This is a genomic window from Bifidobacterium sp. WCA-178-WT-4B (assembly GCF_009696495.1).
Classification (GTDB): Bacteria; Actinomycetota; Actinomycetes; order Actinomycetales; family Bifidobacteriaceae; genus Bifidobacterium; species Bifidobacterium infantis.
Map to the genome: position 1 here is coordinate 29,838 of NZ_VULV01000013.1, position 13,786 is coordinate 43,623.

The following is a 13,786-nucleotide window of genomic DNA, read 5'->3' on the forward strand; positions in this document are numbered from 1 at the left end:
CCACCGGCCGGGCCCGTATTGTCTTAAGAGAGGGAAGATATGCGGATACGATTCATTCGCGCCGGAATCATCAGCATTGTTGCCACGGTGGTGTTGGCAGTTATCACCTTGGCGATAATCGGGACTTCCGCGTTCGGCGATTCGGCCGACCTCAGCTACCGCACGCTGGACTATGACGTGACCGCCACCGCGAACGGTGATTTGAAGGTCACACAGCATATCGACGTCAAGATGCGTGAGCGTACCGACAGTGACGACAACACCAAGCCGTGGAAGCAGCTGTTCCAGCAATACACGCTGAACTCCGGCACCTTGACTGATATCAGTGATATCAGCGTGCGCAACGTCACCGACGGCATCGACTACGCACAACAGAGCGAGCCCAAGCTGCCCAGTGACGTCTCTTCCGACAAGGAATGGAACAGCGACTACGCCAACCATTGGTATGTCGCCGATGTGAGCGATGGCAGCGACCATCCAAAGGCATACACGCCCGGTACCGATGGCCTCAAGCCCAGCGCCTCCGCCACCGAAGATGACACAACCGTGGAGATCGGCTGGAATATTCCGGTCACCACCGAGGCCGACAGCATGAAGTTCGATGTAAGCTTCACCATGCACGATGTGGCCACCAAATGGAAAGACGTGGCCTCCTTCCAATGGGAGCCGTTCGGCAAGAAGAACCAAGTGCCTATCGGCACGGTCACCGGCACCGTCCATTTCCCCAACGGCATCACCGGCAAAACCTCATGGACATGGCTGCACACCGAGCGCACCTCGGAAACCAAGCGCAACAGCGACGGCAGCTACACGTTCACGGCCTACAACATCCACAATGGCGACTACCTCGATGTGGTCGCGGCGTTCGATGCCGCCAAAGCCAAGGGCATCGCCCGCAAGGGAACCGGCAATCATCTCAAGGACCTGAAACAGGACGAATATAAGCAACAGCAGCGCTGGCTCGACAAGCAACGATTCGCTGCCAGAGCTCGTCTCGTGTTCTGGATTGTCAGCATCGTGCTCGGCATCGCGTTGTGCGCGTGGGGTATCTGGGCTGTGATCTCCAGCAACCGGCGTGCGCAATACAGTGGCAGCGTCGAATACTGGCGCGACCAGCCCGGCATCAGTCCGGCTTCCGCAGCCCGTCTGATTCGCGTGGTCGATCCGTCGACGCGCCAATCCGATGAAGACCGCCAGCTGACCGCCACCATGCTGTCGCTCGCCGTCAAGAAGGCCATCGCCATTTATCCGGGGCCGTCGGACATGTATCGCGGCATCGACATGAGCCAGGCCACGCCGGTGGGCTTGAGCCAAATGATTGCCGCCGACCAAGGCAAGCAGTATGCGGCAGGCATCACCAGCACCATCGTGATTCTGCCGCTCGCCATTGATGAGGCACCCAACGCGCAACAGTTGGGATTGAGCGAATCGGAAGATGCGCTGCTGAACCTGCTCATCGTCATTTCTCAGCGCGTGGGCAGCCCGGTATTCGACCTGAACCAGATGAAGGCGACCTGCCAGAACTGGCAAGACGGCTATATTGAGCTCGGCAAATTCACCGGTGCATGCAGCATGGAATACCAGCGGCTGGGTGCCACGCGCTCTGTGGGCTGGCAATGGATCCTACCCGGCGTATTGGCCGCCGTGCTGGGATTTGGTTCGCTGCTGGCCAACAGCTTTATCGGATACCCGGTGGCTGGTCTTATCGGGCTGCCGATATTCCTGGTCGGACTGTTCTGCTCGATGGCCGGCGCGATGACCGTGCTCACTGATCAAGGGCAGGATATCGCCGGCCGGACTCTGGGCCTTAAGCGTTATATGGAAGACTTCTCCAACTTCACCGACCGGGGTACCGCCGATTTGGCCTTGTGGGATTGGTATATGGTCTACGCCGCCGCGTTTGGCATTTCCGATCGCGTGATGCGTGAACTGGCCAAAGCATATCCTCAGGTCAACGACCCGGCTTGGCTGGATGCCAACGCCTCCAACTCGTTGTTCTACTGGAACTACCGCCCGTATGGCTGGTACAGCCACCGTCATAATGGTCCATTCGACCACGATGCTGCCGGGCAGATGGACCTAGGCGTTGGCGGCCCAGCTCCGGCTTACGGAGGCACGTCGTTTGCCGGCGGATTCTCCGACCTCGGCTCGCAGCTGAACTCCGGTCTGGCGGACATCAGCTCGACCATCAGCGCGGCAGCACCATCCGCCGATTCCGGTGGCGATTTCTCCAGCTTCGGTTCGGGCGGCGGCTCCGGTTTCGGCGGCTCGTTCGGTGGCTCAGGTGGCGGCTCGTTCGGCGGGCGGTAGCGCATGCCTATGTCGAAACGCATTGTTCGTGCCCTGGGCTTAAGCCTTGTCGGTGCGCTGATTCTTGCCGCACTCTGTGCCGGTGCCTTGATTCTCGGCACAGATGGTGCCGACCTGAGCTACCGCACGCTTGATTACGATGTGACCGCCACCGCCGACGGCGATCTTAAAGTCACGGAGCATATCGATATCAAGTTGCGCAAACGCAAGGATGACGATGGCAAGACAAAACCGTGGAGATCGGCTGGAATATTCCCACCACCGTAAAAACCAACAGCATCAAGTTCACGGTGAGCTTCACCATGCATGACGTGGCCACCAAGTGGAAGGACGTGGAGACCTTCCAATGGGAGCCATTCGGTGAGAACAATCAGGTGCCGATTGGTACGGTCACCGGCACGGTGCATTTCCCCAAAGGTGTGACCGCGAGCAACTCGTGGACTTGGCTGCACACTGAACAAACCTCGGAAACCGGCCGAACCAAGGATGGCAGCTTCACCTTCACCGTAAATGATGTGAAAAGCGGCGAGTACCTAGACGTGGTGGCCGCTTTCGACGCGGCCAAGGCGGGAGATATGGCTCGTGTCGAGACCGACGATCATCTGCAGGAGTTGAAGGAAGACGAAGCCGACGACGAACGGTTCTGGCGCAATCTGGAACGCCAACGCTCCACAAGGCGCCTGAACAACTGGATGACCACCATATCGGCTGGCCTGATATTCGGGATTATTGGTGTTGTTGCAGCCTTACGCTCCTCTGGACGTTCACGTTACCGTGGCTCCATCGAATATTGGCGCGATCGCCCCGAGCTGAGCCCCGCATCGGCGGCCAAACTCATCGATATCGTGACTTCCGGCGACAAACCCGACATTTCCGAGCGCCAACTCGTCGCGACCTTGCTTTCTCTGGCCGTGAAGAAAGTCATTGCTGTGTTCCCCGGTTCGGCGGACCTGTATATCGGCGTGGATCTGAAACAAGTTTCTCCGGTGGAGCTCAGTCAGCGAATCGGGTCCGATCCATACAAGCGCAATAATGCGCGTACCAATAGCACGATTGTGATGCTGTGGCAGTCCGATTACGGCGTATCTGAGGGATTTGATGAATCAGTATTCGTCGAATCCGTATTTGATGGATCTGGATCTGGCGGATCTGGATCTGCCGCATCTAGCGTGTCCGATGCACACCAGCCCGATCTCAGTGCTTCTGAGCGGGCATTGCTCTATCTGCTCACCGTGATTTCCGAGCGCGTAGGTCGTACGGCATTTGACATGGATGACATCAAAGACGCCTGCAAGGATTGGAAAGACGGCTACAAGGAACTCGAAAAGTTCACCAATGCGTGCAAGACCGAATTCGCGGCGGCGGATATCGCGCCGAAAACCGAGAACGGATGGCTCATTCCCGGGGCAATCACCGTGCTGATCGGTGGCGCCAGCATATTCATCAACGGTTTGGCCGGATATCTGGTGGCCGGGGCCCTCATCGGCATTCCCCTGATGACGGTCGGCATATTCTGCTTCCTGATGGGGAATTCCTACGTGCTGACCGATCATGGTCAGCAGATGGCCGGGCAATGCTTGGGTCTCAAACGATATATGCAAGGCTTCTCGAACTTCAAGTACCGTGGAGTCGCGGATTTGACGCTGTGGGATTGGTATATGGTCTACGCTGCCGCATTTGGCATATCCGACCGGGTGATGCGGGAGCTGGCCATGGCCTATCCGCAAGTATCCGATCCGGAATGGCTTGATGCCAATGCCTCCGACACGGTGTTCTATTGGAATTATCGTCCGTACGACTGGTATGGGTTGCGTTTCTACAATGGCTCGGCGTTCGCGGATTCCGTGGCTGACAGCGGATTGGCCGGAGCGGTGCCAGCGTTCGGGGGCACGTCGTTCGCGGCTGGGTTCTCTGACCTCGGCACGCAATTGTCGTACGGATTTGCGGATATCACCGCGACAATCAATGCGGCCTCGCCATCCGGTGGCTCAGGCGGCTTTGGCGGTAGCAGCGGTGGTTCCGGCGGCGGTTCGTTCGGCGGGCGGTAAGCGGTGTGCTTCTGAAAGTCCCTATAGCTCTGAAAGTAAAAGGCCCGGTGTCATAAGACATCGGGCCTTTCTCTCAAAATCGAGGTGAGGAAACCTCAACAGTCAGGTCCAACGGGGCGAAAGTCTATGGCGCCGCCGAGAAGATTGCCTCGAAGCTAGCGTGACCTTTCTGCTACAACACAGCATACCAGCCCCCATCGAAGCTCACCAGTACACTGGACCGACCAAACCAAGGTCTACTAGCGTGGCACTTTGGCGCGGTGTCGTTGTGTCAACCGGCATGATGACGTCTCAAAATTCAAGAGGAGGTTCTCATGGTAGGCAACGACCATGACAACCGTCCGAGACAAGACCGGCAATACCGGGAAGGTCTGATGACCGGCCTGTTGATCGCCCTGGCCAATCAAGTTGGACAGGGGTGGTCGACGGCCATCATCATTGCCGCGCTGGTATTGCTGGGAATGAGTCTCAGATGAGGCCACTGATTTATCAGCGGAACAGCCGGAATCCATGGGGGTCCGGCCCCTCGTTTTCGCTGAACTGGGTATGAGTAAGTTGCGTTTTCTATTCCGTGAAGTTGCGGAAATTTCATAGATTGATTGTGCGGGCAGGCCGAGAGTGTGAAATCCAACGGGATGCTTAGGCTTGATTGTGGATATCGAGTTTCCATAAGTTTCACGAAGGGAATCACCATGGCATTGTTCCGTAACCTCGGACCGTTCTCCACCACCGCCATCGGCCACGGCGAAATGCCGCTGACCATCGAAAACAACCGCGGCCATGAGGTCGGCATCGAAACCCTGCACGCCTCGCTGGACGCCGGCTGCCGCCACATCGACACCGCTTGGGCCTACTACTGCTCCGGCGGCGAAGAACAGACCGGTGAAAAGCTGGTGCGCGAGGCCCTTGAGACCTGGAAGGGTCCGAAGGACGAGGTGCTGGTGGCCACCAAGGTGGGCCACTTCCGCAACTTCACCGACGGCCGCCCCACGTGGGATGTGGACGGTCGCCCGGAGAACCTGATTCGACGCGGCAAGGAGAGCGCACTGGCGCTCGGCGTGGACACCATTGACCTGCTGTACTTCCACCGCCCGGACCCGAAGGTGCCGTACAACGAGTCCGTCGAGGCCATCAAGCAGCTGGTGGACGAGGGCGTGGCGCAGGAGGCCGGTATCTCCAACGCCTCCATCGAGCAAATCGACATTGCGCGCGGCATTCTGGGCGACAAGCTCGTGGCCGTGCAGAACCAGTACTCGCCGATTCACCTGGAGACCCAGGACACGCTCGACTACTGCGCCAAGGTCGGTCTGGCCTTCGTGTGCTGGAGCCCGCTCGGCGGCTACCGTCATCCCTATGATGAGACCAAGTTCGACCCGTTCCGCGAGGTCGCGGCGGCCCACGGCGTGAGCTACCAGCAGGTCGTGCTGGCATGGGAGCTCGCCAAGGGCGACCACATGTTCGTGATTCCCGGCGCCCACCACCCCGAGACCATCCTTGACTCCCTCAAGGCCGACCAGCTCGAACTCACCCCCGAAGAACTCGCCAAGCTCGGCTGAACTTTCTCAGCTCCCCTTGTCAGGGGAGCTGTCTCGCGTAGCGAGACTGAGGGGTAGTCGCTGGAGTAGCCCCGGGTAGTCCCGCAAGGAGATAATTATGCGCAAAAAACTCATCCTCGACCTCGATACCGGCATCGATGACGCGCTCGCCATCGCATATGCCCTAGGCAGTGCCGACGAGATCGATCTGATTGGTATCACGGCCACCTACGGCAATGTCGCGGTGCCCCTGGCCGCGCACAACGCGCTGGCGGTACTGCACCTGTTCGGGCGTGACGATGTCCCGGTCTATCCCGGAGTCGACCATCCCATCGCCCCGGCAACATTGCCGACAATGCGTGGCACCACGCCGGATGAGCGGGCCCAAGCCTATGCGCGCTGGCAGAACGGCGGCGCGGGCGGCTGGCAAACGGACGCTCCGTGGTCACCAACTCCCGGCTCGGTGGCGGTCCACCATCCCAACGGCATCGGTGGCGCAATCATCCCCGACTCCCCGCGCGCTCCGGAAGCACCAGGCTCGGCGGTCGATTTCATCATCACCGCCGCGCACGAATACGGCCCGGATCTGACCATCGTACCTACGGGCGCGATGACCACCATGGCCACCGTATTCCGCAATGCTCCGGACCTGAAGGATTCCGGCGTGAACGTGACGTTGATGGGCGGTGCCCTCACATTGCCCGGCAATGTGAGCCCAGCCGCCGAAGCGAACATCTCCCAAGACCCAGAGGCAGCAGACTATCTGTTCAAGTGTGGCGCACGCACCACCATGATCGGCCTCGATGTGACGCACCAGACCACGCTCACCCGTGAGAAAGCCCATGAATGGGCGTCTCTGGGGACGCCAGCCGGCGACTTCATCGTCACCATGACCGATTACTACATCGACTTCTATCTGAAGAACCAGCCGGAGATTCGCGGCTGCGGACTGCATGACCCGCTCGCTGTGGCTGCCGCGCTTGACCCATCATTGGTCACCACGTTCGGCTTCAACCTACAGGTCGATTTGGAGGGCCCGTTCCGTGGCCGCACCATTGGTGACCGCTCGCGGCTGCAAGATTTCGACAAGCACACTCAGGTTGCGCTCGGCGTCGACGTGTCGGAATTCCTCGACCGCTTTATGGCGCGCGTCACCGCCGCGGCTCGTGGGTAAACGCTTATGCTTTGGCGGTCGTGTCGGTTGCTGAAGCGTCGGTTAGTAGTGCGGACAATGCGGTTCTAGCTTCCGGGGTGATCCACATGGTGTGTGGATAACCCTGTGGATAACTAGCGGTACGATTCGTCGTCGTGTATATGCGGGATGGCATCGGTCGGTGTGCATATGTTTATACACTTCAATATGCTGGAGGGTGAATGTTTCATGCCTGATCTACGGTGACGGGCGGCAAGCGACGAGGTGTATGGATGGTTACTGCAAGGGATGTGGCAAAGCGCGCCGGGGTGTCTCAGGCCACGGTGTCGTATGTGATGAGCGGTAGCAGGCCCATTTCCGAAGCCACCAAAAAACGGGTGCGCAAGGCCATGGATGAGTTGGGGTATGTTCCCAATATCAATGCGCGATCGTTGGCGGGTGGCAAGGTCGGTGTCATCGGTGTGCTGGTGCATATGGATGAGAATACCGATTTGGCCGAGCTTCGCCCGTTCCTGGTGGTAATCATGGAGGAGGCGAGAAAGCGGGGGTCTAGTGTGATGCTCGTTCCGGCCGACGAGGGGATTGAGGGACTGTGCCGTATGGTGCGTCAAGGCGTGGTCGATGGCGTCTTGGTGTTCGACGTCGAGTGGCATGATGAACGCCTGCCTGAGATAGCGCGATTGGATATTCCCGTTGTGCTGGTGGGTACGCCAGAAAACGCACATGGCCTGCCGTGCGTTGATGTGGATTATCGTCGAGTGGCGCAGATGGCCGTCAATCGTTTGGCGGAACGAGGGGCGCAGCGGATGGTCCTTGTTGGGGACTGGGGAAGAAGTCTCGACCGTTATGCGTTTGCTAAGTTCTTCGCCAGCGAATCTCGTGTGGTGGCTCAAGTGCTGGGCATGGAATATGAGATATTCATCCCGCGTGAAAAAGGATGGAGGGGCATCTGGGCGATGAAGGATGAATTGAAGCGAATGGCTCAATGCCATGGCGGTATTGCAGTGCGCACCCCTCATGCGTTAGATTCGCTGCTGCAGCTTTGTGTGGAAATGCAGATTCAGCCTGGACGTGATTTTTCCCTGGTCGCGGTGTATGTGGATGGTCATGACGAAGAGTTGCGCGTGCCGGTGGATAATGTGGATCCAGTGCCGCAGTCCGTCTCCAAAGCCGCCATGGGGCTACTGTTCGATCGGATCGATGGACATAAAACTGGTGAAAGATTGCTGGTTTCTCCGCATATCACCATCCGTAGCTAAGGAGTATGTCCGATTCTCGGCCTCGTGTGGTTCTTGACGTCGCGTAGTTTATGCGCATCAACACGCCGGTGTTGCGTGCGTCGGATTCAATGATATATTCATTTATGCGCATCAATATTGAAGCGTATAACTAACTGAAAGGACTTAGTTATGAGGGGTAATACAAAGAAGTTCGCCCTAAAGTCAGCCGTGGCGGTGGCCGCTACGGCAGCCATGGTCGTGCCGATGGCCGCATGCGGTTCCGGTACCGCAGGTGGCGGGAAAACCAAGATTTCGTTCTATTCCTACTTCAAGGACAACCAGATTGGTGAGGTCGTCAAGGGGTTCGAGAAGAAGAACCCCGACATTACCCTCGACGTGCAGTATGGCCAGGATCCGGCACAGTACATCTCGACACTGCAAACCCGTCTTGCTGGTGGCAAGCCGCCGACCATCTTCAATCTGACGATGGATAACCGTACCGATGTCATGAAATCCGGTGCCGCGTTGGACATCTCCGGCGAGGATTTCCTCTATGGCATCGACGACACAAACTTCGCCTTGTTCCAGCAGGATGGCAAGACCTACGGCATGCCGGTTTCCGCATGGGTGGGCGCGTTCTTCTACAACAAAGACATTCTCAAGAAGGCCGGATACGATAAATTCCCCAAGACCTGGGATGAATTCATCGAGATGGGCAAGAAGATCAACTCCAACGGAAGCACCGCTTTCCTGGAGGACTTCAATACTCAGATCGCTGGCTCGTTCACCGGCTTGCTGGCTAGCTATTACGGCGAGCAGGGTAAGTCCGGCGATCTTGACGCGGACATCTGGTCCGGCAAGTCCACTTTCACCAAGGACTGGACTCCGGTATTCAAGAGATGGGAAGCTGCCGCCAAGGCCGGTGTAATTCCTCAGAAATCCGTTGGTCTGTCGGCCGATCAGGTCAAGCAGGAATTCGTGAGCGGCAATCTTGGCGTCATGCGCTCCGGTCCATGGGATCTGCCTGATCTGCAGAAGTCAGACATCGACTTCGGCGTGGCACCGTTCCCGGCCTACAGCAAGGAAGACGGCCAGTGGATCAACGGTGGCCCCGACCAAGGCTTCGCCATCGCGTCCAAGGCCTCCGACAAGGAGAAGGCCGCAGCCAAAAAGTTCCTTGCCTATCTCAACAGCGAAGAGGGCCTCGAGGCGTTTACCTCTGCCGCTGGCACCCTGTCGCTGTCGAGCAAGTACAATGCCGAACCTCCTGCCGAACTGAAGGATGTAGTGGATAACTACTTCAAGCAGAACAAGTTCTACTGGGTCAACTGGCCGAAGTCCCCTACGGTGATGTCCACCGAGGGTATCGCCCAGCAGCAGAAGATCGTGCAGGGCCAGATTTCCGCCAAGGATGCTGCCAAGGCTCTCGACGCCAAGTGGGCGACGCTGAAGTAACCCATCACACCACCAGTTCCTTTCTCTCCTCCTGACAAGGCCGTGCCGATCGCCCGTTCGGCGGCAGGCACGGCCTTGCTATGTCAAATCGACCATAATTCTCAAGGACTTCCCATGACCGCTGCAACCATTGGGCATGCTTCCAAACCAAAATCCAAGCGTGCATCATCCTTATGGGCGGAAAACCTCTCCTCATTCTGGTTTCTTCTGCCAATCATCATCATCTTCTTCATCCTTACCGTCGTGCCGTTGGCACAGTCGTTCTTCTATTCACTGACCGATTACGACGGATACTCCGAAAACTTCGGCTTCGTGGCCTTCAGCAACTACGCTGCGATCTTCAAGGACCCGTCGCTGCTATCCGCCCTGGGCTTCACCCTGCTGTATGCCTTCGGCACCACACTGTTGGTCACCTGTTTCGCCATTCCGCTGGCCGTGACCCTCAATAAAGCCATGTGGGGACGTAGCTTCGCCCGTTCGCTGTTCTTCTTCCTTGGTGTCCCGGCGCAGGCCATCATTGGTCTAATTTGGCAGTACATCTTCTCTCCACTGGGTTCCGGCGTGATGAACAAAGTCATCGCGGTATTCGGTATACCGAATATCCCTTGGCTGGCCGATGACAATTGGGCCCGGTTCTGCGTGATTTTCGTGGCCGTATGGATGCAGGTCGGCTGGCACGCCACCCTGTACCTCGCCTATCTGCAAACCATCCCGGCGGACCTGTACGAACAGGCTCGTGTCGACGGTGCCAATTCCCGTCAGCAGTTCTTCCATATCACTCTGCCGCAGCTCATCCCCGGCATCGTCGTCTCGATGTTCCTCTTGATGACCGGCGGACTGAAAATCTACGATCTGCCGTACACCTTGACCGGCGGTGGCCCCGGATACGCCACCAATACGCTGTCCCAGGCCATCATCCTCAAAGGTATCGGCCAAAGTCAGTACGGACTGGGCTCGGCGTTGTCCGTATGCTTCACCATCGCCTGCATTCTCGTCATCGCCGCGCAGACCGGCATTGCCAACGCCGTGGAAAAGAGGTTCCAATGACACCGTCTCAGCGTGAACTCGTTCGCAAAATCTTTCGCACCATCGTGGTGCTTGGCCTGGCCCTGATTTGCGCCGTGCCACTGTACTATGTGATTGTCAGCTCCTTCAAGACCTCAATCGATATGATCAAGAACCCATTGGGGCTTCCGGAGCAGTGGACGCTGGAGAACTACAAGGAGGCCTTCGTCGACGGCACCATCATTCGTGCGTTCGTCAACACGCTGATTGTCACCGTGGTGGCGGTGCTGCTGCAGGTTCTGGTCGGTTCGATGGCCGCATTCGGTGTGGTATACAAGAAATCCAAGTTCACCGCCATCGTCGGTGGCGTACTGATGGTCACCTTCGCCATTCCTGTGCAGGCCACAATGCTGCCGCTGTACCGCATGGAGTCCGAGACCGGACTTGTGGATTCGCTGCTTGGCTTGATTGTGCTGTATATGGGCTCGTGTGTGTTCTGCTACTTCCTGATCGTCGGCTACATGAAGTCCCTGCCACAGGAATTGTTCGAAGCGGCCAAAATCGACGGTGCCGGCCCATGGCGCATCTACTCGCGCATCGTGTTGCCGCTGATCACCCCAATATTGACCACCGTCGTCGTATTCCAAACCATGGGCACTTGGAACGACTTCCTCCTGCCGAGTGTGTTCCTCAGCTCCACGGATAACCAGACCGTCGTGCTGCAGGTATACAACGCCGTGCAGCAGTTCTCCACGAACTGGCCTCTGTTCATGACCATCACGGTGCTTGCCCTGGTTCCGGTGTTCATTTTCTTCTGCTTCTGCCAGAAGTGGATTGTCTCCGGGTTGGTTGCCGGCTCCGTTAAGGGCTGAGGACGAAATGAGATCAGTCATGAGTGACGTACAGAATGCTGCACAGCAAGCCGCTATCGAACGTGCTACTGCAGAAGCCGGTGCCTCAACGGATTTCTCTCAATTCGCTGGAAGTTCGCTGCCGTTCGGCAATGGCCAGGTTCTTCTGGATCAATCCACCGGTGCTCCCATCGCTTTTGTGAACGAAGATAATCCCAATCGTCATTATCTGCTGGACGACAGTGTCTCTTGGCACACATCGGACCAGTATTGGGGCAGCGGCTATGTGGTCACTACCAGTGGTGGCTCGCAGTGGAACACGCCGCAGGTATATGGCATAACCAATGGTCTGGAACAGCAGACGTTCGCACTGTGCGGTGCGGGACTCGCCCTGGACGTTACCCGCAGTAGCGGCGAACGGCTGACCGAGCGTTATGAATGGCGCAACGTTTCGAACCAGCCGGTGACCATCACAGGCTTGGGCATCCAGACCCCATTGAACGACCGGTATCCGGGCGCTCGCAAAGCGTTGAGGGAATGTGTGCATGCGCATATATTCGCGGGAGGCGACTGGAGCTGGGTGCTGGCCGAGCCGATGGACGGCCGCGGTGCGCGCTTGGGGCTGATCGTTACGGAAGGCGCAATCAATGCCTATGCCATCCAATCGCGTAACCAGGTCACGTATTCGGATATCCGCGGGCACATCGTGCTGCAGGTCACCGATTATGCGCTGAATCCCGATGCGTTCGGCGGGCAGCCGACCATCACGCTGGAGCCGGGGGCCTCGTATGCGCTGACGTGGGAACTGGGATGGTATGTGGACGAGGATGCATTCCTGGCCGCTACGATTGCTCCTGCATCGTTCTCCTCGTTAAGCGCCACTGTGGGCGGGCATATCGATATCGCCACGAATCGTGCTGTTACGGCGCTGGATGACGGTCTTACCGTCGAACGGACTGTGAGCGGAGTTCGGTTGACGGCCGAACAGGCGGGTACCTACCAACTGCAGCTTGTGGATGGAGACCATCGTGCACATACCGAAGTACTCTTCCACAAGACGTTGAGGGATACCGTCAACGACCGTGCGCGATACATCCTGGAGCATCAGGTGGCGTATGAGCGCGTCGGCGCGTTGGCTGGGGCCATCGTGGCTACCGATACCCGCACCGGGCAGCATGTGCTGGATCCCAGTTGGGATGACTGGTCGGATGGTTCCGAGCGTATCGCCATGCCGGTATTGCTACAACGTGCGCTGAATCTTGGGCTGCTTGACGAGTCCCTACGAGAGCCGGCCCAGCGTGCCGCCGATGCATGGCGCACGTTCGCCGAGTCCGCGCTCATCGACGCCAGCGGCGCGGTACGTCGCGGCTCGGGGCTGCCGGAATCCAAATTCGGAGGCCGTATCTATGACTGCCCGTGGATTATCAGTTTCTTCACCGAACATTATCTGGCCACCAAGGATGCGCACGATCTCGATATGGCGGTGAACATCGCCGATCGGGCGGCCGAAATTGGCGGCGAACACTTCCTGAGCATCGAGTTCGCCGAATCCAGTGCGGCCTTGGCGCGTGTGCTTAAGCAGACCGGGCGAACCGAGGAGACCCAACGTCTGCTCGATCGTGTGGTGGTCAGTGCGGACTACTTCCTGGGATTGGGTATCGACCTGCCCTACCATGAGGTGTCTTACGAACAGTCCATCACTGCGCCGTTGGTGAGTCTGCTGTTGGAAGCGCATCGCATTACCGGGCGCGCCGAATACCTGGATGGTGCCGTGGAGCGATTGGATTGGCTATTGGCGTTCAGCGGCCCGCAGCCGGACTCGCGTCTCTACGGTGTGGCGATTCGACATTGGGATGGGTATTGGTTCGGCATCAACCGACAATTCGGTGATGTGTTCCCTCATTATTGGTCCACGTTGACCGCCGAAGTGCTGGCACGGTTGCCGCAAGAAAGGCGCTCCGCACGTACCGATGATTTGGCCAAGGCGATTTTCGAGGCCAATATGGCGAACTATGGCGCGGATGGTTCCGCCACGTGTGCCTATGTGTTTCCCTCCAACGTCGATGGGCGGTCCATGCATCAGGCCGACCCATTGGCCAATGATCAGGACTGGCACCTCAATATCTGGATGCGCATGATTGCCGAAGAGGGCTTCTCTGCGCTCTGAGCCCAGCGGCTCTCTATTCGGGGCACGCCATTGCAGCGGTGG

The 13,786-nt window shown here is 58.1% G+C and carries 9 protein-coding genes and 1 pseudogene; all 10 read left to right on the forward strand.

Translation table 11 applies throughout. The features are described from left to right. Positions 1 to 39: 39 nt before the first annotated feature. The 10 genes and pseudogenes from FYJ31_RS09285 to FYJ31_RS09325 all read left to right on the forward strand — a co-directional run bounded on the left by FYJ31_RS09285 (position 40) and on the right by FYJ31_RS09325 (position 13,744). Entirely contained in the window at positions 40 to 2,310 is a 2,271-nt protein-coding gene (locus FYJ31_RS09285) for a DUF2207 domain-containing protein (protein ID WP_012471992.1), read from the forward strand. 9 nt (positions 2,311 to 2,319) lie between these two features. Beyond that, positions 2,320 to 4,358: pseudogene (locus tag FYJ31_RS09290) on the forward strand (DUF2207 domain-containing protein). A 314-nt stretch (positions 4,359 to 4,672) separates the two neighbouring features. Further along, entirely contained in the window at positions 4,673 to 4,834 is a 162-nt protein-coding gene (locus tag FYJ31_RS12520) for a hypothetical protein (protein WP_195839488.1), read from the forward strand. A 216-nt stretch (positions 4,835 to 5,050) separates the two neighbouring features. Further along, positions 5,051 to 5,914, forward strand: a complete 864-nt coding sequence (locus tag FYJ31_RS09295; protein WP_013140228.1) for an aldo/keto reductase — start codon at positions 5,051 to 5,053, stop codon at positions 5,912 to 5,914. A gap of 97 nt (positions 5,915 to 6,011) precedes the next feature. Further along, a complete protein-coding gene (locus tag FYJ31_RS09300) occupies positions 6,012 to 7,067 on the forward strand; it encodes a nucleoside hydrolase (RefSeq protein ID WP_154536540.1) in 1,056 nt (351 codons plus the stop codon). A gap of 251 nt (positions 7,068 to 7,318) precedes the next feature. Continuing rightward, complete coding sequence (locus tag FYJ31_RS09305) at positions 7,319 to 8,305, forward strand: LacI family DNA-binding transcriptional regulator (protein ID WP_012576800.1); 987 nt, start codon at positions 7,319 to 7,321, stop codon at positions 8,303 to 8,305. Positions 8,306 to 8,455: 150 nt separating this feature from the next. After that, positions 8,456 to 9,721, forward strand: a complete 1,266-nt coding sequence (locus FYJ31_RS09310; RefSeq protein WP_154536541.1) for an ABC transporter substrate-binding protein — start codon at positions 8,456 to 8,458, stop codon at positions 9,719 to 9,721. A 114-nt stretch (positions 9,722 to 9,835) separates the two neighbouring features. Then, complete coding sequence (locus FYJ31_RS09315; RefSeq protein WP_154536542.1) at positions 9,836 to 10,768, forward strand: carbohydrate ABC transporter permease; 933 nt, start codon at positions 9,836 to 9,838, stop codon at positions 10,766 to 10,768. Further along, positions 10,765 to 11,598: a carbohydrate ABC transporter permease gene (locus FYJ31_RS09320; protein WP_154536543.1), complete on the forward strand. Its 834-nt coding sequence runs from the start codon at positions 10,765 to 10,767 to the stop codon at positions 11,596 to 11,598. Before FYJ31_RS09315 ends, FYJ31_RS09320 begins: the two co-directional genes overlap by 4 nt. A gap of 19 nt (positions 11,599 to 11,617) precedes the next feature. Then, positions 11,618 to 13,744, forward strand: coding sequence for a hypothetical protein (locus FYJ31_RS09325; RefSeq protein WP_154536544.1), 2,127 nt, complete (start codon positions 11,618 to 11,620; stop codon positions 13,742 to 13,744). The last annotated feature ends 42 nt before the right edge of the window (positions 13,745 to 13,786 follow it).